24 protein-coding genes are annotated in these 23,735 nt (G+C 43.6%); 11 read left to right on the forward strand and 13 right to left on the reverse strand.

The window, feature by feature from the left end; all coding sequences use genetic code 11:
* Nucleotides 1–14 precede the first annotated feature (14 nt).
* From murB to rpe, 7 genes are read right to left on the reverse strand one after another with little or no spacing between them, the layout of a single operon-like run.
* Nucleotides 15–920 carry a UDP-N-acetylmuramate dehydrogenase gene (gene murB, locus IKW96_RS10760; protein ID WP_296574399.1) on the reverse strand — a complete coding sequence of 302 codons (906 nt, stop codon included), beginning with the start codon at nucleotides 918–920 and terminating at the stop codon, nucleotides 15–17.
* A 38-nt stretch (nucleotides 921–958) separates the two neighbouring features.
* Nucleotides 959–1,918 carry an HPr(Ser) kinase/phosphatase gene (gene hprK / locus IKW96_RS10765; RefSeq protein WP_295089246.1) on the reverse strand — a complete coding sequence of 320 codons (960 nt, stop codon included), beginning with the start codon at nucleotides 1,916–1,918 and terminating at the stop codon, nucleotides 959–961.
* A gap of 40 nt (nucleotides 1,919–1,958) precedes the next feature.
* Entirely contained in the window at nucleotides 1,959–3,158 is a 1,200-nt protein-coding gene (locus IKW96_RS10770; RefSeq protein WP_296574402.1) for a putative glycoside hydrolase, read from the reverse strand.
* Nucleotides 3,159–3,189: 31 nt separating this feature from the next.
* Complete coding sequence (locus IKW96_RS10775) at nucleotides 3,190–3,762, reverse strand: Rnf-Nqr domain containing protein (RefSeq protein ID WP_296574404.1); 573 nt, start codon at nucleotides 3,760–3,762, stop codon at nucleotides 3,190–3,192.
* Complete coding sequence (locus tag IKW96_RS10780; protein WP_296574407.1) at nucleotides 3,746–4,381, reverse strand: Rnf-Nqr domain containing protein; 636 nt, start codon at nucleotides 4,379–4,381, stop codon at nucleotides 3,746–3,748. The genes IKW96_RS10775 and IKW96_RS10780 overlap by 17 nt, the downstream gene beginning before the upstream one ends.
* On the reverse strand, nucleotides 4,374–5,360 hold the full coding sequence (locus IKW96_RS10785) for an RnfABCDGE type electron transport complex subunit D (protein WP_296574410.1): 987 nt from the start codon (nucleotides 5,358–5,360) through the stop codon (nucleotides 4,374–4,376). The genes IKW96_RS10780 and IKW96_RS10785 overlap by 8 nt, the downstream gene beginning before the upstream one ends.
* Nucleotides 5,354–6,013, reverse strand: coding sequence for a ribulose-phosphate 3-epimerase (gene rpe / locus IKW96_RS10790; RefSeq protein ID WP_296574414.1), 660 nt, complete (start codon nucleotides 6,011–6,013; stop codon nucleotides 5,354–5,356). The genes IKW96_RS10785 and rpe overlap by 7 nt, the downstream gene beginning before the upstream one ends.
* A 231-nt stretch (nucleotides 6,014–6,244) precedes the next feature.
* Here rpe and sigK point away from each other — a divergent pair, with 231 nt between their 5' ends.
* From sigK to IKW96_RS10810, 4 genes are all read left to right on the forward strand, one after another.
* A complete protein-coding gene (gene sigK / locus IKW96_RS10795) occupies nucleotides 6,245–6,928 on the forward strand; it encodes an RNA polymerase sporulation sigma factor SigK (protein ID WP_296574418.1) in 684 nt (227 codons plus the stop codon).
* Between the two features lie 151 nt (nucleotides 6,929–7,079).
* Nucleotides 7,080–7,523: an HD domain-containing protein gene (locus tag IKW96_RS10800; RefSeq protein ID WP_296574421.1), complete on the forward strand. Its 444-nt coding sequence runs from the start codon at nucleotides 7,080–7,082 to the stop codon at nucleotides 7,521–7,523.
* Between the two features lie 107 nt (nucleotides 7,524–7,630).
* Entirely contained in the window at nucleotides 7,631–8,614 is a 984-nt protein-coding gene (locus IKW96_RS10805; protein ID WP_296574423.1) for a DnaD domain protein, read from the forward strand.
* A gap of 11 nt (nucleotides 8,615–8,625) precedes the next feature.
* Nucleotides 8,626–9,588 (forward strand): ATP-binding protein, encoded by a 963-nt coding sequence (locus tag IKW96_RS10810; RefSeq protein ID WP_296574426.1) that lies wholly within the window; start codon nucleotides 8,626–8,628, stop codon nucleotides 9,586–9,588.
* A gap of 37 nt (nucleotides 9,589–9,625) precedes the next feature.
* On the opposite strand, the gene IKW96_RS10815 is transcribed toward IKW96_RS10810, so the two are convergent.
* Nucleotides 9,626–10,879 carry a hypothetical protein gene (locus IKW96_RS10815; RefSeq protein WP_296574429.1) on the reverse strand — a complete coding sequence of 418 codons (1,254 nt, stop codon included), beginning with the start codon at nucleotides 10,877–10,879 and terminating at the stop codon, nucleotides 9,626–9,628.
* Between the two features lie 224 nt (nucleotides 10,880–11,103).
* Here IKW96_RS10815 and thyX point away from each other — a divergent pair, with 224 nt between their 5' ends.
* The 6 genes from thyX to IKW96_RS10845 are packed head-to-tail and all read left to right on the forward strand — an operon-like array spanning nucleotide 11,104 to nucleotide 16,636.
* The gene (gene thyX, locus IKW96_RS10820) at nucleotides 11,104–11,880 is read left to right on the forward strand and encodes an FAD-dependent thymidylate synthase (protein WP_296574432.1); all 777 of its coding nucleotides are present in this window, start codon (nucleotides 11,104–11,106) and stop codon (nucleotides 11,878–11,880) included.
* Nucleotides 11,881–11,885: 5 nt separating this feature from the next.
* Nucleotides 11,886–12,776, forward strand: a complete 891-nt coding sequence (locus tag IKW96_RS10825) for a phosphatidylglycerol lysyltransferase domain-containing protein (protein WP_296574435.1) — start codon at nucleotides 11,886–11,888, stop codon at nucleotides 12,774–12,776.
* A gap of 13 nt (nucleotides 12,777–12,789) precedes the next feature.
* A complete protein-coding gene (locus IKW96_RS10830; protein ID WP_296574438.1) occupies nucleotides 12,790–13,332 on the forward strand; it encodes a DJ-1 family glyoxalase III in 543 nt (180 codons plus the stop codon).
* 2 nt (nucleotides 13,333–13,334) lie between these two features.
* Nucleotides 13,335–13,895 carry a 5-formyltetrahydrofolate cyclo-ligase gene (locus IKW96_RS10835; protein ID WP_296574440.1) on the forward strand — a complete coding sequence of 187 codons (561 nt, stop codon included), beginning with the start codon at nucleotides 13,335–13,337 and terminating at the stop codon, nucleotides 13,893–13,895.
* Nucleotides 13,888–15,426 (forward strand): endolytic transglycosylase MltG, encoded by a 1,539-nt coding sequence (gene mltG, locus IKW96_RS10840; RefSeq protein ID WP_296574443.1) that lies wholly within the window; start codon nucleotides 13,888–13,890, stop codon nucleotides 15,424–15,426. Before IKW96_RS10835 ends, mltG begins: the two co-directional genes overlap by 8 nt.
* A complete protein-coding gene (locus IKW96_RS10845) occupies nucleotides 15,413–16,636 on the forward strand; it encodes a U32 family peptidase (protein ID WP_296574446.1) in 1,224 nt (407 codons plus the stop codon). Before mltG ends, IKW96_RS10845 begins: the two co-directional genes overlap by 14 nt.
* A 38-nt stretch (nucleotides 16,637–16,674) precedes the next feature.
* On the opposite strand, the gene IKW96_RS10850 is transcribed toward IKW96_RS10845, so the two are convergent.
* The 5 genes from IKW96_RS10850 to IKW96_RS10870 form a co-directional block, all read right to left on the reverse strand.
* The gene (locus tag IKW96_RS10850; RefSeq protein WP_296574448.1) at nucleotides 16,675–17,157 is read right to left on the reverse strand and encodes a hypothetical protein; all 483 of its coding nucleotides are present in this window, start codon (nucleotides 17,155–17,157) and stop codon (nucleotides 16,675–16,677) included.
* A gap of 11 nt (nucleotides 17,158–17,168) precedes the next feature.
* Nucleotides 17,169–17,732, reverse strand: coding sequence for a hypothetical protein (locus tag IKW96_RS10855; protein WP_296574451.1), 564 nt, complete (start codon nucleotides 17,730–17,732; stop codon nucleotides 17,169–17,171).
* Entirely contained in the window at nucleotides 17,729–18,250 is a 522-nt protein-coding gene (locus IKW96_RS10860) for a MotA/TolQ/ExbB proton channel family protein (protein WP_296574454.1), read from the reverse strand. Before IKW96_RS10860 ends, IKW96_RS10855 begins: the two co-directional genes overlap by 4 nt.
* 100 nt (nucleotides 18,251–18,350) lie before the next feature.
* A complete protein-coding gene (locus IKW96_RS10865; RefSeq protein WP_296574457.1) occupies nucleotides 18,351–19,382 on the reverse strand; it encodes a lysylphosphatidylglycerol synthase transmembrane domain-containing protein in 1,032 nt (343 codons plus the stop codon).
* Between the two features lie 134 nt (nucleotides 19,383–19,516).
* The gene (locus IKW96_RS10870; RefSeq protein WP_296574458.1) at nucleotides 19,517–21,715 is read right to left on the reverse strand and encodes a substrate-binding domain-containing protein; all 2,199 of its coding nucleotides are present in this window, start codon (nucleotides 21,713–21,715) and stop codon (nucleotides 19,517–19,519) included.
* Between the two features lie 196 nt (nucleotides 21,716–21,911).
* Between IKW96_RS10870 and IKW96_RS10875 the strand changes: the two genes are divergently transcribed.
* The coding region (locus IKW96_RS10875) for a glycoside hydrolase family 5 protein (protein WP_296574461.1) at nucleotides 21,912–23,735 on the forward strand (1,824 nt) is incomplete at its 3' end.

Genomic DNA, 23,735 nt, shown 5'->3' on the forward strand with positions numbered 1-23,735 from the left:
CCAAATCACGCTTATCAGCTTAGTATCACAGGTTCAAGCTCAAGCTTATAGCCTGTTTTTTCGTTTACGATCTTTTTAACTCTGTCACAGAGCTCAAGTACGTCTGAACAAGTTGCATAGCCTTTATTAATTACAAATCCGCTGTGCTTTTCGCTTACCATAGCGCCGCCGCAGCTAAAGCCCTTGAGTCCGCACTGGTCAATAAGCAGAGAAGCGTAGCTTCCCTCGGGGCGCTTGAATGTGCTTCCCGCACTTGGAAATTCAAGAGGCTGCTTTGAGCTTCTTTTCGCCATACATTCGGACATTGCGTTCTTTATTTCATCGGGCTTTCCGTTTTTGAGCCTCAGGGTAACAGACGTTATCACCCTGTCAGTTCCCGAAAAGATGCTGCTGCGGTAGGAAAGTTCCATATCCTCGGCCCGGATTGTGCGGATATTGCAGTTTTCGTCTATATACTCGGCGGAACAGACAACATCTTTCATTTCGCTGCCGTATGCTCCCGCATTCATATAAAGAGCGCCGCCGATGGTACCGGGTATACCGAAAAGGTTCTCCATTCCGGTCAGACCAAGCTGCTGTGCGCGAACACAGGCGGAGGCAAGAAGCGCTCCCGCATCGCAGCGGATAGTATTGCCGTTTTCTTCGATATTCGAAAAATCACTGCCGAAATGAAGAATAACGCCGTCAAAGCCTTCATCAGGAACAAGTACATTGCTTCCTCTGCCGAGGACGCCGTACTTTATTCCGTTTTCCTTGAGGAATCTTATCAGCTCTGCTGCAGAAGAAGCGGAATTAACACTGATAAGAGCTCGGCAAGGTCCGCCGAAGCGGAATGTGATATATTCGTTGAGTGGAGCCTCGGGAGTTATCCTGCACCCGAGCTTATCGCATAATACAGTCAGTTCACTTATATCTATCATAGTGTCCCCCTGATCTAATGTATATTTTTTCAAGTTTCTCAGAACGCCTCATAATCGCGGACAACTTCCTTAGGCTCCGACTCCATGCCGAGTCTGTTAAGGAGCTCACGGGCTGCATTATAGCCCATCTTTTTCTGTCTGTTGTTCATAGCTGCGACCTCGAGTATGACCGCAAGGTTACGGCCCGGCTTTACAGGGATGGTAAGAGAAGGTATCTTAACACCGAGCAGGCTTACAAACTCGGTGTCAACGCCCATTCGGTCATATACCTTTTCGGAATTCCACTGTTCGAGCTCAACAACAAGATCGATCTTTTCCGTCATCTTTACAGCACCGATACCGAAAAGTCTTCTTGCATTTATGATTCCTATGCCGCGGAGTTCGAGAAAATGACGGATATTATCGGGAGAGCTTCCCACAAGGCTGATATTTGACACCTTTCTTATCTCGACTGCATCGTCCGCAACAAGTCTGTGACCTCTTTTTACGAGCTCGATAGCAGTCTCACTCTTACCTACGCCGCTCTCGCCTGTTATGAATACGCCTTCGCCGTAAATTTCAATGAGTACGCCGTGACGTGTCACACGGGGAGCAAGGTTGAGGTTGAGAAAAGCGATAAGTCCCGACATAAAGTTTGAAGTGCTTTCCTTGCTTCTGAGGAGCGGTACCTCATATTCCTTTGCAAGCTCAAGCATTTCCGCAAAATACGGAAGCTCCCTTGTGATTATGAGAGCCGGTATCCTCTGGGCAAAAAGAAGCTGCAGGCGTTCCTTCCTTGTCTTCTCATCGATAGTCGAAAGGTAAGCAAACTCCATTTTGCCGATGATCTGGATACGCTCGGGATTGAAGTACTCATAGAATCCCATGAGCTGCAATCCCGGACGATTAACATCATTTTCATCGATCATTACATCGTTGGCGTCCTTGTGTATGTAGATAGTTTCAAGCTTAAATTCATCAATGACGCGCTGAAGTGAAACCTTAAAATTCTCTGCCATAACAAACTCCGTTCTCCGATCCTGGACCGGGAATTATTTTTCAGCCGATTACGTATGAATCATATCCGCAGCCGACTATTTCATCCTTTGCATCAAGCAGCTCCTGTATTCCGGCTGTAGAGCCTGAAACACGGACAGCCACGTTAAAATCTTCAAGATCCTCTCCCACAAGGTCAAGCATTTTCTTTACATTTTCAGCGGGAGTTCCGTTAAATTCGTAAACCGTATCAGGCGTAACAACGCCGTATGAAATATTGTCAAGATCGATATTTAGTACCAGTGTATTTACTCTGAGCAACATAGGCTGTAAAACATCCTTTTTGCCTTTGAGAAGATCGGAAGCGTCCACCTCGAGAAGCATTTTCGCGTCGTTTGACATAGCTTTGTCGTACATCATATTCGCTGCCGATGTAAGAGCCATATATCTGTCCGAGCTTACGTATCTGTCACCGAGAATATCGATATCTGACTGACGGAAATCAGGAAAGACAAAATCCGAGCATACAACTTTCACAAAGCCGGCTGATGTGACCTCGTCAACAAGATCGGCGTTGTAGTTCACCGCCTTCTCCGAAAACGGGCTCATCCAAGGCTTTCCGCCTGCCTCAACACTGTTGTCTATCCAAAGCGAACCGTCGGCATATGTAAGATAGCTCATATCCTGAAAATACATGGGAACAGTATTGTCGTAAAACGTACTTATATGAGCAACAGGCTTGTAACCTGCGGAAATAATCTCGTTTGCAATGTCCTTCGGAGTCATAGAACCTACAACTATTCCCGATGAAGTAGCATAATAGTTATTTGTTGCGTAGTATATATCTCCCCCCGGTTCCTTCATCGGTACGTCGATATATTCTATCTTTTCATCGGCAGGAACACGCTTAAGGGCTTTTCTCAGGGTATCCTTGTCGGTTATATCCATAGTACTGAGAGTGAAAGCCTTGAAACGCTCTATATTGAACGGAACCACAGCAGTTGTGATCTCCTGGGTTATTTCCTCTCCGTTTGCGTCAGTAACTACCTCCTCTTCAAATGTGGGAGCAGTTGTTGTAACAGTATCGCCCTTCTGCTTTGCATAGTTTATGAGCGGTCCCGCAACGCTGAAACCTATAAAAAAGATACCGCCTATAAGGAGAACAGTAAGTCCCACGGAAAAAGCCTTTCCAACAGGGCTTTTTCCGTAATAATTCTTTTCCTTTGTCTTATAGATCTTGCGTCCTTTGTTTTTGAACTTCATTAAAAAACTCTCCTATATCAGTATATTGCGTTTATTTGAGCGAATATACTGCCATTGATATGATCCCAAGGTATACGAGCATTGCCGGGAAACCTCTGAAAGCCGCAGGGACTTTCGAGGAATTGAGCTTTCTGTACGCGGCTGTCAGTATAAGTGCGGATATTATGAAGCCTGCACCGGCTTCAAGACCTGCGCCTGCATAGTCGCCGAGGTCATAGGTGCTGCCGTTCATTGAAGCTCTTTCATTTATAGTGAAAAGCGTTCCAATAACAGCACAGTTAAATGCTGAAACGTGAACATACTTACGCAGCTCGTCAAAATGCCGCCTGGCAGTATAATATACTGCTGTAAGAAGCAGAACATAAAGCGCTCCGATAACAATGATATACATCAGCAGTCTGAGGTCAGACACGGCTGAAGGGAGCATTTTGTCAATAAAATAAGCAGCCGTAGCGCCTGCGGTAGTAAAAAAAGTAATGACGCAGGCAGTTGCCATAAGATTTTTCCTGCTTCCCGCGGCAATGAAAATCGTACTCGTGCCCAAAGCGCGTGAAAGAATGAGATTGGCTGCAAGAAGAGCGATAAGATCATTTATAAGAAACATCAGTACCACTCCTTACTTCGCTTTTATCATTTTGGACTGCATTTCTGATAAAACGATAGGCTCCGCACATCAATCCGAGGAAAATGAAGCCTCCGAACGGCTTTGAAAGCCCGTCCGTGAGAGTATTCATGTCCACGATATGATTGTTTATTGTACCGTAGGCAAAAAGTTCCCGAAGAAATCCGGTGACAAGCATTACAAGATCAAAACCGAGTATGCAGAATATAAGTGAAATCATCATATCACGCCTTGGCATACGGAAGAACTTCGTCTCTGTCTGGAATACGATAAGCGAATTTACCGCAAGAAGCGGGAAATAAATACCTATCCTCGGTATAGACTCGGGATAGAGCTGCTTTGAGGCAAATTTAACGGGAATATATACTATCGCCGCTATAAGGGCGTAGATGATCACCTTTACAGTATACGGAAGCTTCTGCGGTACAAAAGAAGAGATCAGCACAGCAAGGAATGTTATTGCCGAAAAAGCATATACAAGGGCTGCCGCGTTTTTCAGAGTATCGCCGCATACGATAACAGGTGAAATGACCATAAGTCCAGACAGGACAATATTATCGCCAAGTATTCCGTCCATAAGGGCTTTTCTGCGTTCAGTCACCCGTTACTTCCCCCTCTCTGCCTGTGCCTTCACTTATCATTGTCTCTTCATTATGCTCCTCTGCGACTTTTTCTATCCTCTTTTCGAGGTTCTTGAAGCCAAGAGCCGCAGGAGTGAACAGAACAGACACGATAACTATCGCATTTTCCTTTGCACCCGTAAGAACAAGGACGTATGAGAAGATACCGATGAAAAGTCCGTAGAAAAAGGCGTAATAATCACGCTTCGGAGCTATTCTTACGTCCGAAACTATATAAACTGCCGCAAAAAGCACCATATTCGTAACAAGCGAGTACTTGAGCGAATCGGCTTTTGAAGAAACAGCAGGCGTCACAACCGCAAAAAATCCTGTTCCGAAGATAGTTCCGAGAAAAGCTCCTGCTGAAATACTCCTTCTGAACATAAGGACAACAGCTGCCACCGCAAGGAGAAGAATGCTTACAGCACCCGAAGGACCGCTGAAATTTCCGAGAAGTATCTCAAAATCCAAATGTTTGAAAGTTCCTGTAAGGTCAAATGTATGCGAAGCAGAATTGACAAGCACCTCAGGCTTTTCAAAAATGCCTGTTTTAACATGAGGCTCCGTGTACTGGAGAAGCTTGCGCCCCCATGAAGTCAGTACAAATACGTAAGCCGCAGCCGCAGGTGAAAAAATCATGTTTATCCGTCCGCCGAATACGTTCTTTGCGACAACTATGGCAAAAACACAGGCAATAGCCGCTATTTTGTAGTCCATTACCGCAGGGAACATCAATGCTATGATAAGTGCGTCAGATGTGCAGGTAAGATCATCAGCGGAGAATTTCCGCTTCATGAGCCTTATCGAAATGATCTCTGCTGCAGAAGCTGCTGCAATACATACTGCTGCAAGTACGACCGAACGGATACCGTAATAGAAATAGGACATCAGTTCAAGCGTCAGGAGGGTCAGCATGATATCGAGCCAGATATGCCGTTCTTTCCTTGCCTTTTTCAGCATATCTTATCTTCCTTCAGTGCTTTTGCTGCCGCTGCCATATCGTCGGCATGGAAGAGAAAACTTCCCGAAACAAGAACATTCGCACCTGCTTTGCGTACAATAGCAGAAGTCTCGCCGTTGATCCCGCCGTCCACCTCTACATTCACATTAAGTCCAAGTCCGGTTATCCTGGACCTGACAGCCCTTATCTTGTCAACAGTCTCGGGAATGAAGCTCTGTCCGCCGAAACCCGGCTCAACGGTCATGACAAGCACCATATCAAGGTACGGTAGAAGATCGAATACAGCTTCAGCAGGAGTTGCAGGTCTGATAGCAATTGCAGGCTTGACTCCGCATTCCCTTATGGCTTTGAGAGTTTCAAGAGCGTTGCTTTCACTTTCGACATGGAAAGATATCATGTCTGCACCTGCCTCGGCAAAACGCTTTATATACTTTGCAGGCTCCTTTATCATAAGATGAACGTCAAGGGTTATACCGGATGCTTTTCTCACCTGTTCCAGTACAGGCAGACCGAAAGTGATATTATTGACGAAGATACCGTCCATAACATCAAAATGCAGCATATCTATACCGTTTTTTTCAAGCTTTCGTATCTCGCTGCCGAGATCGAGCATATCAGCGCTCAGAACAGACGCCGAAACATAGTTTTTCAATTTATCACTTCTTCCAAAAACGTTCGCCTGCAATGGCAAGCGATCACTATCTTTCAAAATCCATACATTACTATTATATAATATTTATTGCGCAACGTCAATACGCAGTATAAATTTTTTCAATAAATTTTATCAATACAGTTATTTCACAAATAAAAGCAAAATAATTATTTTTATATTGTCCAGGCTCTGCAGCATAATATATTATAGCTCAACATCAGGAGGTACGCTATGTTTATACAAATACTCAGAAATCTTTTCTTCTTTTCCCTGCATATCGACAATTCTGCCGTATTTCCGAAACCGCTTTCAAAAAAGGAAGAAACGGAATGCTTCAAAAAAATGTCAGTCGGTGACAGAACGGCAAGGAACATGCTGATCGAGCATAATCTGCGGCTTGTGGCTCATATCGTAAAAAAATACGCCTCCGGAACTGACGAACAGGACGAACTTATCTCAGTCGGTACGATAGGTCTTATCAAAGCCGTTTCCTCCTTCGACTATGAAAAAGGAGCAAAATTTGCGACTTATGCAAGCAGATGTATAGAAAATGAGATCCTTATGCAGTTCCGGGCAGCTAAAAAGTCCTCAGGCGACGTATACATAAACGAACCTGTTGAAATCGACAAGGACGGAAATGCTCTGACGCTTTTGGACCTTATTGACGACGGCATAGACATACACGAACAGGTTGACATACTTATCCGTTCAAGACAGCTGTACAGTTTCCTGAAAAAATGCCTCGAACCGCGTGAATACGACATTATCGTGTACAGGTACGGACTTTACGGCTCATCTCCCCATACACAGAACGAAACTGCCGAAAAGCTCAATATTTCACGCTCATATGTTTCAAGGATAGAAAAAAAGGCAATAAGCAAACTGAAAGAAATGTTTGACAGTACAATAATCTGATACTTGCTTAAAAAATTTCTGTGTGCTATAATAAGTATGTATTCAATAACCGGCATTAAGGCGGTTTGCCATGAAATATATAATTAAGCGCTGATTTCCAATTATTTAAACTTTATCAAGTACACACTACTTTTGTCAAGGAGGAGCACAAATGATATATACACCTCTCACCTGCAAAGCGATGAAGCTCGCATACGATGCTCATCATGGACAGCTCGACAAAAACGGAGTTCCTTACATCTTTCATCCGTTTCATCTTGCCGAGCAGATGACAGACGAGTATTCGACCTGTGCCGCACTCCTTCATGACGTTGCAGAGGATACTGATATCACAATTGACGAGCTTGAAATGATATTTCCTCGTGAAGTCACAGACGCAGTAAAACTCCTTACTCATGACAAAAATGACGATTACTTTGATTATGTCGGCAAAATAAGCACCGATCCGATAGCTAAAGCTGTAAAGATCGCTGATCTTAAACATAATTCCGATACAAGCAGATACTTGGATGAAACAGTGAAAAGTTCGCCTGAGACTCTGAAAAGACTTGAAAAGTATCAGAAAGCTTTAAAAATTCTTACAAATAATAGCTGAAAAAATTTCACATTTATTTCCGATGCTGATTGTACAATTTGCACGGTGACAACTTCATAGAAATATGGTATAATACTTTTTGCAGTATTCTTTCGGAGGTGTCTTTATTGGAATTTAAGGTAAACTGCGGCATATGGGGAACAATGTTCGGAGTTCCTGGTATAGTTGCGGATAATTTTCTTAAGCTCGCCACAGGCGGACAGATAAAGGTGCTTCTGTATCTTCTCAGGTACTCGGGAAAAATGTGCTCTCTTGACGAGATATCCTCGAATACGGGAGTCCAGCCCGATCAGGTCGAGGAGGCTATAATGTTCTGGCAGCAGGCAAATGTGCTTACTCCTCAGAACACACCGGAAATATCGGCTGTAAGATCAATAATGCAGCAGCCTGCCGCTCCTGAGCCCAAGCAGCTCTCCACTTCTGTCGTTCACGAGCCGGTCCCTGACCATAAGGCTAACTACAGCGGTTCGGAGATTGCTGAGATAATGAAAGATTCCCAAGATATCCGCGAGCTTTTCAAGATAGCGGAAGGCATTCTCGGTACACTGAAAAACAGTCAGATGAACTCTATTATATGGATGTACGAACACCTTGGACTGAAAAAAGAGGTGATCATCACCCTTCTCACCTACTGCGCTTCAATAGAAAAGACCAATACGGCCTATGTTGAGAAAATCGCAGCAGACTGGGCCGAAAACGACATAAATTCAATGTCTGCGGCACAGGACGAGATCCAGCGCCTTACCTCTTCCAGAGATTACACTGCAAGTATCATGAAACTTTTTGAAATGACAAGACGTCCAACCACAAAACAGGACGACTTCATAAAACAATGGAAAAACGCAGGCTATGAGCTTGATATTATCCATTACGCCTACGAAAAAACGCTGGAGCAGATAAATAAACTCAGCTTCGACTACATAAATAAAATACTTATTTCCTGGAACGACAGCGGTTTCAGGACTGTTCAGGACGTAAAAAACGCCGAGAGCAGCTTCAGGAAGAAAAAGAAGGATAAAGGTTCTCAGAATAACGAAATTGATCCCGATATCGAAAAATACAAATCAGTTATCAATAAATTTCTGTATTAAGGAGTGTAAAAATGGACAGCGAGATATTCGACAAGGCACAGGCTATACTAACTAATCGCCGCATGAAAGCTGTCAGCGAAAACGAGGAACGGATACGCGAGGTCAATGAAAAAATACCTCAGATACGCGAAATTAACGAAGTCCTTTTTAATACCGGAAAGGAGCTTATCTCCATTATATCAAACGGCAGAGGCAAGGATATAACCGATAAAATAGAACAGCTCAGGCAGTACAATCTGGGAGCTCAGGCAATGTGCAAAAAAATGCTTACAGAGCACGGTTATCCCGAAAACTACCTTGATATACACTACAATTGCTCCAAATGCAGCGATACAGGCTATAACGGCAGTAAATTCTGCGACTGCTTCAATACTTTGTGCGGAAAACTTGCCGCTGACAAGCTCAACAACCGCTCTCAGCTAAAGCCGTCGAGCTTTGAAAGCTTTTCACTTTCATATTATTCCGGCGAAAACTACACGAAAATGAAGAATATTTTCGAGTATGTGAAACAGTATGCTGCAACTTTTACAACAAATTCCAAAAGTATCCTCATGTTCGGTCAAACAGGTCTCGGAAAAACCCACCTTTCGCTTGCCATAGCGAATGCGGTTCTGCAAAAGGGTTACAGCGTCATATATGATTCAGCTATAAATATTCTGAGGAATATTGAAAAGGAGCATTTCAGCTACGAGCATTCCTCTGAGATGATAGACCTTGTTATGAATACCGATCTTCTTATTCTTGATGATATCGGTACCGAATACGAATCAAACTTCTATAACGCAACAGTTTACAACATAATCAATACAAGACTCAACTGCGGAAAGCCAACTATCATCAGCACAAATCTTGATTTTGAGGGTATTGCCCGCAGATACGACAAAAGAGTCATGTCAAGAATTATTTCCATGTACTCCTGCCTCGAATTTAAAGGCGAAGATGTAAGAATGCAAAAAAGAGACCTAAACACATAAAAAAGGCTGCCTTTTCAGGCAGCCTGATTTTTTTATTTTAACCGAGGTTGAGATCAAAAGGAGTATATTTTCTGTAAGCTTTATTGTTCTTTGTTACAGAATAGCCCTTTACAACGTTCTTCATCATATCCTCGAAATCCTTGTAATAACGTTCGTTCAGAAGAGACTCTATCTTTTCCTCTGTCCAGAGGTCATCAGCAGTCATACGCTCCTTGATATCGGCTCTGATTATAACATAAACCGTATCGTCGTCGTACTGATACTTTTCAGCCTTATTGTAAGCCATTGAGAAAACGTGGTCGTTATAGTTCTTATAAGCCTTTTCACTTGCCTCTGCTTCGGCTGACGCTGTGGTAGTAGTCGTATCGTTGGACTCATCCTTATCGGCAGTTGTAGTTGTGTACTTTGTTATAGTTATCTCCTTGGCATGGGGATCTGTAGTTGTAGTAGTGGTTGTACCCGAAGAAGTGGTAGTTGTTGTAGTTGTCGTAGTTTCTCCGGCTTCCTTTGCAGCTTTAGCCTCTGCTTCGGCTTTGCGCTTATCGGTGTACTCCTTGTAGTCCTCCTCGCACTCGTCGATCTTCTTGAGCTTGGCGTCGGAAGTCTTTTCTTCATTGATCTCCTTTACGTAATCGTCGATCATATTGTTTAGGCGGCGCTTTTCATCAGCGTCATACTGCTCACCGTTTTCATCGACCATGCTTATTGAGAAATACTTGACTCTTGTTGTCTTGTCCTGATAGTATGTCTTGAGTTCGTCCTCTGAACATCCCTTTTCAGCATCAAGTCCGTAATAGTGCTTGAAAATAGCCTCTCTCTTGTAGCTGTTCTCAATTATCTTTCTTACAGACTCCTCACCTACACCGTTTTCGATGAGAGAATTGTCAGACGAATATGAAGAAGCGAGATTCTTTATTTCGGTAATTTCGTCTTCCTTGAGGCTCTCGCCTATCTTTTCAAATTCCTTTTCATTTGCAACGAAATCCTTGCAGGCGTCAGTAGCGTTGTTCTGTATCCAGTCTGAAGCACTGAGCTGCTCGATAGTAGATTCCTTTACGTCGTCCACTGAAGGCATTGAACCTTTCTCGTAATACATCTTATATGCCGCGTTCTGATAAGCATTTATCTCATTATAGATAAATACTCCTGCAGGCACCTCATAACCGTCAACGGTAAGAGCTGTCTGTGCTCCCTTTCCGAATGTGATAGCTTCAGGAGCGCTGCATGAAGCTGAAGCAGCAGCAAGTGCAAAAGCCGCAGCTGCCGACGCGAACCTATTAAATTTATTCATTTGTATATTCCTCCGATATAATAGTAGATTACAAATACTGTTTTATTATACAACATTTTTTTCTGTTTGTCCATAGTAAAATGAAAATTTTTTCCGTTTTATCACCTTTTCAACTTATTAAAACATTTATATTAAAGATTTTTTGTGTAATTTCCTTGACTTAACCGCTCAGAAATGATACAATAATTATATGTGCATTATTATTAATAAGGTAGGTGTCTTTTTTGAAAGTCAAACTAATATCACATACTCCCGACGCCGAAAAGCTTGTAGCGACGGCTGCAAAGCTCTGCTATTCTAGCAGCGACATCGAGTCCCTGATGGACGGACTTACGGAAGAGAAGACCGAAAGCTTCATTGATATGCTAGTTTCTATCGGACATGAAAGCATTATGGAGCACGTAAGCTTCACTTTCGGCATCGAAGGTATATCAAGAGCCTGCAGTCACCAGCTCGTAAGACACCGTATCGCCTCATATTCACAGAAAAGTCAGCGTTATGTCAATGAAAACGGCTTTGAGTTCATAACTCCGCCTGCGATCGGGGCTATTCCCGAAGCCAAAACGGAGTATGACAGGATTATCGGAGAGATAACGGAAAGTTACGAAAAGCTTGCCGCACTCCTGACCGAAAAGCACACTTCCGAGTTGATTGCACAGGGCATGGACGAGAAGACCGCACGTTCAAAGGCTTCAAAGCTTGCAAATGAGGACGCAAGATTCGTTCTTCCGAACGCCTGCGAGACAAAGATCGTCGTTACAATGAATATACGCTCGCTTTTTAATTTTTTCAGACATCGCTGCTGCAACCGCGCACAGTGGGAGATAAGGGCTGTAGCCAACGAAATGCTCAGGCAATGCCTTGAGGTTGCTCCTCATATATTTGCACACGCAGGTCCGTCATGTGTTGCCACTGGAAAATGTCCCGAGGGAAAAATGACCTGCGGAAAGATCAGCGAGGTAAAAGAATACTTTGCTTCCATGAAAAAGGAAAATTCCTGAATATAATGCTTGAATTCAGAGACATATCTATAAACGACAAGGAACGTATCACTGCTGCTCTTGAATATTCTCAGTTCATGGGCTGCGAGTACAGCTTCTCCAACAATATGGCATGGAAACGCCTCGGAGATTCGCAGATAGCCTTTTACAAGGATTTCTACATATGCTGTTCGTTCCGTTCGGAGGACGGTATACCGCATTTCTTTCTGCCTTCGGGCAGCGGAGACTACCGCGAGGTCGTTACGGAAATGAAGATGTATTCGGAAAAACTCGGAAAACCGCTGAGAGTTGCTGGCATCACCGAACCGTCGCTCAGAATGCTGAACGAACTGTTTCCGGACAGTTTCATCACAGAGACCGACGAGGGCGACTGGGATTACATTTACCTTTCCGATGACCTTATCAGTCTTACAGGCAGAAAATATCACGGTAAGCGCAACCATCTCGCCCGTTACGGCGAGCTCGGAGCAGTTTACTCCGAAATGACTGAAAAAGACTTCGACGACTGTATCACGTTCAGCACTCTTGAATATAACAGCAAGGCTGCAGACTCCGATCATTCCTTTATAGCCGAGCAGTATGCAATAAATACGTATTTCAATTATTTCAATGAGCTCGGACTGCATGGCGGAGTTATCCGCATAGACGGCAAGGTTGCTGCTTTTACTATAGGTGACCGTCTGAACAATGATACTTTCTGCGTCCATATAGAGAAAGCCGATACCCGCTTCAACGGCATATACGCAGGCATAAACAACAGCTTTGCAAGATCTGCCGCGAGCGGATATAAATACATCAATCGTGAAGAGGATCTCGGGATAGAGGGACTGCGAAAAGCAAAACAGTCCTATCACCCTGCTTTTCTTCTAAGAAAATACACTGTTACATTTAAATGAAAGGATAAACAATATGATATATGTTTTTCTCGCAAACGGATTTGAAGAGACAGAAGCTATCGCTCCTATCGATCTGCTCAGACGTGCAGGAAAAAAAGTTGTTATGGTAGGCGTCGGCGACAATATCATAGTCGGCTCCCACGGCATAAGCGTAGTTACAGATACCATCGCTCAGGAAGCCCCTCTCACTGATGAGCTTGAGATGATAGTTCTCCCCGGCGGTATGCCCGGTACTCTCAACCTTGAAAAATCCGAGTACGTTCAGGCAGCTATCGACTACTGCGTTGAAAACAATAAATACATCGGCGCTATCTGCGCCGCTCCTTCAATACTCGGGCATAAGGGACTTCTCAAGGGCAGAACGGCAGTCTGCTACGAAGGCTTCGAGACACAGCTCGAAGGCGCGACTATCGGCAGCAGCGGCGTTGCCGAGGACGGTATATTCGTTACCGCAAGAGGCGCAGGCGTTGCAGTAGACTTCGGTCTCAAGCTTGTGGAAAAAGTTCATTCAAAGGAAGAAAGCTGCCGACAGCGTAACGCTATCTTATGTGACTGATTATGGATAATAAAAAAGAATTACGAAAAGAATTTTCACATCTCCGTGCAGAGATACGCGACAAGGTCTCAAAGGATCTGGATATAACAGAACGCCTTTTGCAGGAGGAAAAAATACTCGAAGCAGATACTATCATGCTTTATGCTTCTTTCGGTTCGGAAGTCGATACCTATCTGCTCATAGACAAACTGATAGAAATGGGCAAGAAAGTAGCACTGCCTAAATGCGGCCCCGAGCGCTCGATGACATTTCATCTTATCGGCTCAGTAGCCGACCTTCACGAGGGTATGTACCGTATCCCCGAGCCTGACAGTGCTCTCCCCCAGCCTGAAATGACAGAAAATACCGTATGTATCATTCCCGGACTTGCATTTACCGAGGACGGCGGACGTCTTGGCTACGGTGGCGGATACTACGATGAATATATCCTTGCTCACCCCGAGCTTTATACGATAGCCCTCGCCTATGAGGAGCTCATCGTTCAGCAGCTGCCGCTCATGCAGCACGACCTCAGGGTCGATCTTATTGTAACAGAAGAAAGGACGGTGCTCTGCAATGACTGATAACAACGATATGATAAATGATATCCTCAATCAGCTTGACAAAGAAAAAGCAGAGTCTGATAATAATAACACCATTCCCGATGATGCCCCTGTAAAAGAGGCTGATGACCAGCTCTCGGATACAAAGGATCTCGGAAGGAATCTCGCTCACGAGGCTGATATCTCCGCTGCAAACCGCGAGAAAAAGCCCGAGGGCATTGCTCCTGTAAGACGCAGAGTTCACGAAGCTCCGCGGCCTGTAAACAGAGCCGCTTCCGATGAAGCACCTGAAGCACCGCAGTTCCCTGCACGTCAGAGACCTCCCCGTCCAATGCACGACGAGGACATTCCTATGCGCAATTCGGCAGCTGTAAAGCGCAACACAGCTCACCATAAGAAGAAAAAGAAGAAGAGACAGAGAAGCAGACTTCCGGGCGTACTTATACTGACAGTTTTCATTTTTGCTTTGTCCATATGCCTTTCACTTGTTATAATAGCATTCGGCAAAGACGTACTCGGAATCGGCAAAGATAACTCCACAAAGATGATAATTATCCCCGACGGAGCAACAGCCGAGGACGTTTCACAGCTCCTTTACACTGAGGGTATCATAAACTCTCCGAAGTGCTTCCAGCTTTTCTCAAAGCTGAGGAATGACTCCGATAATTACCTTGCAGGAGAGCATTTCGTAAGTCCGAACATGGCTTACGAAACTATCATAAAAACCCTTACCACTTACGAGGATGAGGAACAGAAGGAACCTGTTACCATAACCTTTGTGGAGGGTACGAATATCTTTGAAGCCGCAGATCTTCTCCAGGAAAACGGCGTGTGCAACTCCGCTGAGTTCATATACGCATTCAACGCAGGCGGATTCGGCTTTGATTTTGAGGAGGAGCTTCCGAAAGATCATGATCCTCTTAAATTCGCGGACGGAAGAATGGAGGGCTACCTCTTCCCCGATACCTATACTTTCACAGTTGACATGGAACCGGAACAGGTATGCCAGAAGATCTACTACAACTTCAATGAAAAAATAACCTCCGATGACCGGATCAAGAAAATGAAAGAAGTAGGTCTCAGCCTTGACAAGCTTATAACCATGGCCTCTATCGTACAGCGCGAAGCTCCTTTCCGCGAGGACATGAACCATGTTGCAGGCGTATTCTGGAACCGTCTTGAAAAGCCTGAGGCTGAAACAGCAGGTTTCCTCCAGTCAGACCCTACTTCAAATTATTCAAAATATGTTATCAAGCCAAGACTTGCCGTTCCTAACAAGGAAATGGTAGACGCTTATGATACTTATATAACCAAGGGACTTCCTCCCGGACCGATATGCAACCCCGGTCTGGACGCTATTGACGCAGTACTCCAGAAGATGAAGACAGACGACTTCTACTTCGTTGCCAATATTTATACAAGAGAAACATTCTTCACTCAGACTCTTGAGGAACACAATATAAAGGATGCAGAAGTAAAGGCTGCAGAAGCAGCATATGAAGCTGAACAGGCAATTCTCAAGGAACAGGAGGAAGCTAATGCCGCTGAATAATCTTGAGGTCCTCGCTCCTGCGGGAGACGAGGAACGCTTCAACGCTGCCATTGATTACGGAGCTGACGCGGTATACCTCGGACGCAAGCAGTTCGGAATGCGTGCTTCGCCGATGAACTTCGATTTTGAGCAGCTGTGCAGGGCTGTACAGACTGCTCATGACCGAAATATAAAAGTTTACCTTACCTGCAATACGCTCCCGAGGAACAGTGAGATACCGTCCTTCGAGCAGTTTGTAAAAGAGGCTGTGGAAGCAAAGGTAGACGCACTGATAGTAGCCGATATCGGACTGCTTATGCTGATAAAAAAATATGCTCCCGATATGGAGATACATATTTCCACTCAGACAGGTATCGTAAATTACGTTACCGCTCGGGAATTGTACAATATGGGAGCTAAAAGAGTAGTTCTCGCAAGGGAGCTCTCACTTGATGAGATAGCGGAAATAAGAGCTAAAACCAGCAGCGACCTTGATATAGAGACATTCGTCCACGGAGCAATGTGCGTATCGTTCTCGGGAAGATGTCTTTTGTCCCAGTATCTCGTCAACCGAGACGCAAACCGCGGTGAATGTGCTCAGCCATGCCGCTGGGGATATCACCTTATGGAGGAAAAGCGCCCCAACGAGTTCTTCCCTGTTTTTGAAGACGAAAAAGGTACATATATACTCAATTCCAAGGATATGTGTATGATCGAGCACATAGACAAACTCGCAAAAGCAGGCGTTAAAAGCCTCAAAATCGAGGGAAGAGCCAAATCTGCTTACTATGTGACTGTCGTGACCAATGCATACAGAATGGCTGTGGATCATTACTACAAGAACCCTGATAACTTCGTGCTCCCCGACTGGATAAAGGAGGAAGTCTTCAAGGTAAGCCACAGGAAATACTGCAACGGCTTTTTCTTCGGAGTTCCCGAGGAGTCACAGTACTACGAAAACAGCGGATATATCCGCAATTTTGACGTTGTGGCTGTTGTTGAGAGCTGTGAAAACGGCACTGTTTACTGCACACAGAGGAACAGATTCTTCGCAGGTGACAAAGTAGAGATACTTGCTCCCTCGCAGAAGCCCGTAGAGCTTGTTCTTGATACGCTTTACGACGAAAACGGCGAAACTATCGAGACTGCAAATCACGCAATGATGAAGTTTTCTTTCAAATCGGACCTTGTTTTCCCGAAAGGAACTGTCATCAGAAAAGAAACCACATAAAATTAAGGCTGATACTTATCGTATCAGCCTTTTTCTTATTATTTTTCGATCTTTTTGTAGTTCTTGTAGCCCAGTTCGTCGAGTTTGTCCGTTAATTCATCAACAGTGTTTTTAGCAGCCGTATCATCAAGGCTTATACTTATCTGAACGTTCTTGTCGCTTTCAGAGATAATACTTATCAGATCATCAAGACTTGTCATGTTGTTATTGTAAATATACTCATTTTTTGAAACAGACACCTCTATGATATCCTCTTTGGTCTCCTCTTCGCTTTCTGTAGCCGAAGTCGTTTCCAACGTAGTCGGCTCTGTTTCGTCAACCTTTTCTGTTGTCTGTGAAACGCTTGTCTCATCAGATTCTTTTCCGTTCTTGCTGTTTAAACCGGGAATACCAATACCGTTGAAGTGTAAAAGTAATAAAATAAGTGCTATGATCGCAGGCAGACCTAAAAGAGGAGCTGCACTTTTTTTCTTCCCTTTTGCTTCAGCTTTTGTTGCTTCATTTTTTTCATTCTTCTTCATTTTTAGTTACCTCACTTTTTAGAATTAAGATTTGAGAAATATAAATTAGGGTATTCGCGCTGAATACTTTCTATTGCTTCATTTATCACTCTTACTGCACGGGCAGTTCCGAATTGTTCGCCGTCAAATGACAGGATACATATGTATGCATCATCATCTGAAAGGGCTGACTTCTGCAAAACTTCCCGTACCGAGGCTTTTACATCACTGGTTTCGTGCGAATCTATCATGCCCAGCTGTTTGTTTCCGAGCTTTATGTCCAAAGTCCAGTTATCGCTTTTATCAACAACATCAAGAGTGAAAGTAAAAAAGTCGCCTTTATCAAATGCATTCAACGCCTTCTGATTTGCAGCCGAATTCTTGTCAGCAGCTTTTATTCTTTCCAGTTCCTTTGAGGCTTCGTCGTTAAGTTCATGCTGTTCTTCTATCAGGGCATTATATGAAGCTTCTGCTTCTTTTGCCTGATTAGCAGCTTTTTCCGTGTCAATGGTACTGTACAGAACAAAAAAGAAAAGAATTATCATTATTACATCGAGCAAAGAAGTAAAATCCAGAATTATCTCGCGTATTTTCATATCCGCCACCCTGATTTATTCTTGAGCGATTCATCAATACCATATTTGATAAGCTTTTTCTTAAGCGATAAAAGTCTCTGTATTATGTCCTCAACATCAGCAAAATAATAAGCATTTGCAATTTTGAAAACAACAGAAAAAATTATTCCCCATGTTGTTGAAGTCAATGCGTTAAAAAAGCTGTCTTTTGCAGCATTTATCGCTTCACTGTCAGACATATTAATGCTTAAAAGAGCGATCACAGTTCCGAACATTCCCAGCAGAGGGAAAATCGAAATAAGGGAGATAAAAACCGTATAGCTTCTGTTCAGATGCTTGTAGCTGTCGAATATTTTATTGTTTTTTTCAGGATTATTCGATAATTCGTCACTTTTTTCTTCCCATTCATATATATCATTATCAATAAGATTCCTGAGCTTATTGACTCTTAATGCAACATACAGGGTCACAAAACCAAATATCAGTATATAAATATCAGACGAAATGATACTTTTCAATAATTTAGCGATAATACTCATTTTATCACCTCTTACCCTATTATACAGCATAAAATGACAAAATGCAAGATATTTTACGAATAACTAAAAAAAACTCCGCAGCCAGCGGAGCGAAATCAGCTTATTCACTTTGTTTTTTGTCTCTTTTGATCCCGATGATATGTACTGCAAAAGTAACTCCCGCACCGAGAAGAAGAATGAGATAGAATGTAAGTCCCCGGCTTATAAGAAGCGCAGGCTTGACGAGTTCCATGCCGAATATCTCTGTAAACGCAAGCAGGAAACAACCCTCGGATATTCCCGCCGCACCGGGAAGCGGAAGCATTTCAACCGCAACTCCTATCATAATCTGCAGCGTCAGTATATCAATAAATCTTGTGCTGCTCAGACCATATGATCTGTAAACTATCCATGTTACACTGAAAAGGCATATTCGCTGTACAGCTGTGATAAGAAAGACATTGAACACAACCGAAAGATTGCGCTTGATATAATCGGCGCCCATAGCGTATGTATCGCATATCCTTATGAGCTTTTCCGTATATTTTTCCTTGTTTTTCCGTTTCATTATCCTGATCTTTGTAAGAAGATCGACAACCTTGATACCAAGAGCTCTAGCCCAAATGGGCTTTATAAAGATGAGCAGAAGCGCCGCGATAAATGAAAGATTAAGCACAAATCCAAGAACTATGAGCCATTTCATATCTCCTGCATACTGCGCGACAACGTCATGATTAAAGATAAGAAATCCCAGTGCCATTAGCACAAGGACAGATTTATATGCAATCGTTATCAGTAGCATGATAAGCGTAGAATATCCTATCTTGATCTTGTCTTTTTTCATATGATACATCTGCATTGGCTGACCGCCTGTTGAAGACGGAGTTATATAGCTGAAAAAGAAGCCGATAAACGAATATTTCAGACATTTCAGAAAGCTCGTTTTCTGATCGAGCACTCTTAGCATATAATGTATTATAGACGATTCACCTGCAACAAACAGTACAGCGGCACAGGCTCCGATGGCTATCCAGCCCGGATCAGCGCCTTTGAGGTCATGAATGATCTCATGAAGCTCCTGCTCCTTGAAGATAAGATGAAGCGTAAAAAGTGTTATTACAAGAATAAGACCGATATTCAGCGCGTATTTCATTATTTTTTTAATAATGTCACCCCCGCGTGAAAAAGGCAAAAACGTATAGTTAGCAACTTTAATTATATCATAATGCCCCTGTAATGTCAATATAAATGATACTTCGCCGAATATAGATCAAGGCTTTAACAATATTATTTATAGCCTTTAAGCTTTTTGCGTTTATACTCAAGAGCAGTCATTCCTGTTTTGTTCTTGAAAAGCTTCATAAAGTATGACTGTTCCGTGTATCCGCATTTTTCAGCAACTTCACAGACGTTTAGATTGGTGCTCACAAGAAGTCTCTCCGCAAGAGCTATCCTCGCGGAAATAACGTCGGAATTGAAGCTCACATCCACATATTTCTTATAGATATGCTGGAAATACGACTGACTAAGCCGCAGTTTTGCAGCTTCTGCGGCAGCATTCCAGCTCAGCTGGGGCTCCTCGTAGATATTGTCGTGAAGCTGACGTATAATGCTCATATATACATTCCCTGCAAACCTCTGCGGATCGCGGCTTTCTTCCAGTTTCTGCTCAAGCCGTGAAATCAGCAACTCGGGAGCTGATATATTGTCGGTCACAGCCGAAAAATGTGATATCATAGGCAACAGCTGTATATCCTGATGCTTTTCTATCATTTTTATGTTTGCCTTGAGAGTATTAATGAAAAGCTGTCCGGGGAACTCAGAACCGTCGCACTCCCCTGTTATGAGAAATTCGTCCCTGCTTATCCTTGCGGCAAGTTCCCCTCTGACACATGAGAGATTTACAGCCTGTGCAAAGGAAACATACACCCTTTTAAGGTGCTCCTCTCCAAGGCTTCGCCGCGTCTGTTCTATATCCTCGATATTGTACAGAACTCCGAAATACTCTTTATCGCCTTTTAGCTTTTCCATGTGATTTATGATACCCTTACGGCTGAAAAGACCTGTAAGTATATCTCGTTCCGACAAGCGCTGTATCTTTTCATTGAGGTATTTCTCATGCTCAAGCATTCTTATGCGCTCTATGCTGTCTGCTGCGATCTGACAGAATTCACCGTAAAACTGCTCGAAAACAATCTCTTTGCTGCTGTATCTCCTTACACAGTAGCCAAAGCTGTTGTCAAGATAATGCAGAGGAGTGCAGAAAAAAGTCCTCGGCTCAGAGATCATATCTTCCTCAGGAATAATGCTTTCGAGACGGAATTCTTTCGCTGCTGCGTCACCTTTATAATTTATATGAGTAACGATACACTTCATTTTCATTGTGTAACCGCTTTTCCTCTGCGGGACCGCCGAATTACTGTCACCGAACATATCATCGCAGAGGCATATAAAGAAGTCGCCCGACAGATCGAGGAGATACATATTTCTCAGCATACCCTCTGCAAATTCCCTGATATCTTTAACATTGCTCATTATAGAGGAGTAATTACTGTGCATGAAAATATTGGCTCGCATTGCCCTGTCCAGCATTCTCTGGCTTATATCCGCATTTTTAGCAATACTTTCCCTGCAGCCGCAGCTTGCGCCTATCCTCAGATACGGAAGAGTCTGTACTATCTCATACTCCTTTTCTCCGCTTATGAGTTCGTGGAGCCGACAGACTGCGTTTACAGCATTTTCAAGGTAAGCTCCGCTGAATGAGGTAAGCGAGGGCTGATAGTAATTGACATCGGGATTTCCGTCATATCCGCCCACTGATATCTCCTCTGGTATGCGTATGCCGTTATTTATAAGGGTGAGGCAGAGCTGTAAAGCCATATAGTCGCTGCCGCAGACAATAGCCTGAGGCCTGGGAAGTTCACCCGAAACTATCTTTTCAGCAAATTCCACAGCTTTTCCTATCCAGAAGTCGCCGTAAAATATGTGGTCTTGACGGATCTCAAGTCCGTTTTCGGATAAAGCGTCCTTGAAACCGTTTATTCTCTCTTCCGAATGTATCTCGCCCTCAGGACCGCTGAGGCAGTATATATCAGTAAAACCATGCTCTTTTATGAAATGCTCCGTGAGCTTTCGGAAGCATTCCCTGTCATTTTGCAGGCAGTCCTCAAAGTGTTCGCTCTGATAATCGAGGGACACTACAGGGATATTCTTCTCTTTCAGCATTTCGTCCAGCTTTTTAGCGAGGGAGCGGCTGTAAAAAGAACCGAGGTCAACAATTGCTCCGTCAAATTCAAGCTGAAAAATAAGAGAATAGATATTTTCGTCGCCCTTCATGTAATCGCCGCCGTCGTCATAGTTCACAAAATGAGTGAGAACAATGAGATCATAGCCGAGAATAGCCGACTGCTCAGACATTACTTTTATCATGCTCGTCTGATAAAGCGTATCCGTATTCGCAGTTATAAGAGCCAATCTTTTCCGCATACCGCACCTCCGTTTTTTACTTCATTAATATTATACTATATTTTCTGCCTGAAATCAACACAAAAAAGCTGAAATGTGCACAATTCCAATCAGATACAGCATTGAAATTTACACTTGTGTATTATATAATATAGTCGTAATATAGTTTACTATGTAACCGTGCATAAAAATAATAAAACTGAAAGGACGAATGAAAATGAATAAATTCCTTAAAAAGGGCTGTACAGCTCTTATTGCAGCTGTTACAATCGCAACATCATTAACCGCTTTTACTGATCGTTGCGAAAACGGTAAGAGCGCAGTTGCTGCTGTTAACGTAAACAGCACACTATTTGAAAGCAGTAATGTAAACGCCGGAGCTTATACTATCCCGGAGCTCAATATCCCTTCAAAGGATATCCCCAATACAGATGGCATAAACTTTGTAAAGGATATGCGTCTTGGCTGGAATCTCGGAAATACTCTCGACGCTATCGATGATACAGGCTGGGTAGGCAGCGAAATGGGTATCGAGACCTGCTGGAACGGCGGATACAAGACATCAAAGGAAATGATAGACGCTGTAAAAGCCGCAGGCTTCAGAACTGTAAGAGTCCCCGTTTCATGGCACAATCACGTTGACGGCAGCTACAATATCACAAAGCAGTGGATGGACAGAGTACAGGAAGTCGTTGACTATGCTATAGACGACGGTATGTACGTTATACTCAATGTTCACCACGATAACGACATTAAATATATGTACCCGGACTCCGCTCATTATCAGCAGTCAAAGAAGTATATGACAACTGTATGGTCGCAGATAGCTGACCGTTTCAAGGACTACGACAACAAACTCATTTTCGAGACAATGAATGAGCCCCGTCTTGTAGGTCATCAGAACGAATGGTGGATAAATCCCTCAAACAGTGATTGTATCGACGCTATCAAGACAATAAACAAGCTCAATCAGGATGTACTTGATACTATCCGCTCATCAGGCGGCAAGAACGGTTCAAGATATGTTGCGATCCCCGGCTATGACTGTTCTGTGGACGGAGCGACCAACGAGAACTTCAAGCTTCCCAGCGACTCGGCACAGAACAGACTTATCGTAGCTGTTCACGCATATCTCCCCTACGGCTTTGCACTTGCGGAGGAAAGCGATTCGCAGAGTGTCCGCAACTTCAACATAAACACCGATACAGGCGAGATACAGCAGGCTATCGACAAGGTATACAATCAGTACGTATCAAAGGGTATCCCTGTATATATCGGCGAATACGGTGCGCGTGACAAGGGCGGAAACGTTCAGCCGCGTATCGACTGCGCTGCTTACTTCACAGCTTTTGCTTCTTCAAGAGGCATAACCTGCTGCTGGTGGGACGATATCAGCTTTATGCTACTTGACAGATCAAACTGTACATGGAAACAGCCCGAGATAGTTCAGGCAATCAATAAATACGCAAGAGGCGACGCACAGTCTACTATCGTTACCACTGTTTCAAAGCCCGCAACCACAACGACAACTACCACAACTGCTCCTATCTCCGACAGCAGCAAAATCTACGGCAAAAAAGGCTCAGAGGGAAAAGTTGACTTCGGCAAACCTATCGGCGACAAGGCGTTCGTTGAGGTAAAATTCGGCAGCAGTACAAACTTCATGAACGGCTGTCTCGGTTTCTCTCCCTCTATCGACGGCAAAAACTACTGGGTAGCTTACGTTTGGGAGACTAAGAAATCCGATACCATTGGTATTGATATCAACGCTCCAAAGCAGATAATGGATGTATCTTCAACAGAAGCAGTTGCTGTTACCGACGAAGATACTATCGCTAAGCTCGTTTCAAATATCAAGGAACAGAAATCAGCTATTCTCCAGGCATGGTACGCTTCAGACAAATCCGGCAAGCAGATCGACCCTGCCGAATCGGGAGCTGAAAGCCTTGAAGCGTTCATTGTATCCTCCGGAAACTCAAGTGAAAACACAACAACTTCATCAAAGACTACAACCACAACTTCCGCAACAACAACAACAACA

This window comes from Ruminococcus sp. (genome assembly GCF_017549005.1).
GTDB lineage: Bacteria > Bacillota > Clostridia > Oscillospirales > Ruminococcaceae > Ruminococcus.

What these genes read in the sequence shown, in the direction of transcription:
- hprK (WP_295089246.1), bottom strand. Translation starts at nt 1,918, where the DNA reads ATGGCAGAGAATTTTAAGGTTTCACTTCAGCGCGTCATTGATGAATTT.
- IKW96_RS10815 (WP_296574429.1), bottom strand. Translation starts at nt 10,879, where the DNA reads ATGAATAAATTTAATAGGTTCGCGTCGGCAGCTGCGGCTTTTGCACTT.
- IKW96_RS10865 (WP_296574457.1), bottom strand. Translation starts at nt 19,382, where the DNA reads ATGAAATACGCGCTGAATATCGGTCTTATTCTTGTAATAACACTTTTT.
- IKW96_RS10830 (WP_296574438.1), top strand. Translation starts at nt 12,790, where the DNA reads ATGATATATGTTTTTCTCGCAAACGGATTTGAAGAGACAGAAGCTATC.
- IKW96_RS10785 (WP_296574410.1), bottom strand. Translation starts at nt 5,360, where the DNA reads ATGCTGAAAAAGGCAAGGAAAGAACGGCATATCTGGCTCGATATCATG.
- IKW96_RS10850 (WP_296574448.1), bottom strand. Translation starts at nt 17,157, where the DNA reads ATGAAGAAGAATGAAAAAAATGAAGCAACAAAAGCTGAAGCAAAAGGG.
- mltG (WP_296574443.1), top strand. Translation starts at nt 13,888, where the DNA reads ATGACTGATAACAACGATATGATAAATGATATCCTCAATCAGCTTGAC.
- IKW96_RS10870 (WP_296574458.1), bottom strand. Translation starts at nt 21,715, where the DNA reads ATGCGGAAAAGATTGGCTCTTATAACTGCGAATACGGATACGCTTTAT.
- IKW96_RS10770 (WP_296574402.1), bottom strand. Translation starts at nt 3,158, where the DNA reads ATGAAGTTCAAAAACAAAGGACGCAAGATCTATAAGACAAAGGAAAAG.
- IKW96_RS10775 (WP_296574404.1), bottom strand. Translation starts at nt 3,762, where the DNA reads ATGTTTCTTATAAATGATCTTATCGCTCTTCTTGCAGCCAATCTCATT.
- IKW96_RS10810 (WP_296574426.1), top strand. Translation starts at nt 8,626, where the DNA reads ATGGACAGCGAGATATTCGACAAGGCACAGGCTATACTAACTAATCGC.
- sigK (WP_296574418.1), top strand. Translation starts at nt 6,245, where the DNA reads ATGTTTATACAAATACTCAGAAATCTTTTCTTCTTTTCCCTGCATATC.
- IKW96_RS10860 (WP_296574454.1), bottom strand. Translation starts at nt 18,250, where the DNA reads ATGAGTATTATCGCTAAATTATTGAAAAGTATCATTTCGTCTGATATT.
- IKW96_RS10800 (WP_296574421.1), top strand. Translation starts at nt 7,080, where the DNA reads ATGATATATACACCTCTCACCTGCAAAGCGATGAAGCTCGCATACGAT.
- IKW96_RS10835 (WP_296574440.1), top strand. Translation starts at nt 13,335, where the DNA reads ATGGATAATAAAAAAGAATTACGAAAAGAATTTTCACATCTCCGTGCA.
- IKW96_RS10845 (WP_296574446.1), top strand. Translation starts at nt 15,413, where the DNA reads ATGCCGCTGAATAATCTTGAGGTCCTCGCTCCTGCGGGAGACGAGGAA.
- murB (WP_296574399.1), bottom strand. Translation starts at nt 920, where the DNA reads ATGATAGATATAAGTGAACTGACTGTATTATGCGATAAGCTCGGGTGC.
- IKW96_RS10855 (WP_296574451.1), bottom strand. Translation starts at nt 17,732, where the DNA reads ATGAAAATACGCGAGATAATTCTGGATTTTACTTCTTTGCTCGATGTA.
- IKW96_RS10825 (WP_296574435.1), top strand. Translation starts at nt 11,886, where the DNA reads ATGCTTGAATTCAGAGACATATCTATAAACGACAAGGAACGTATCACT.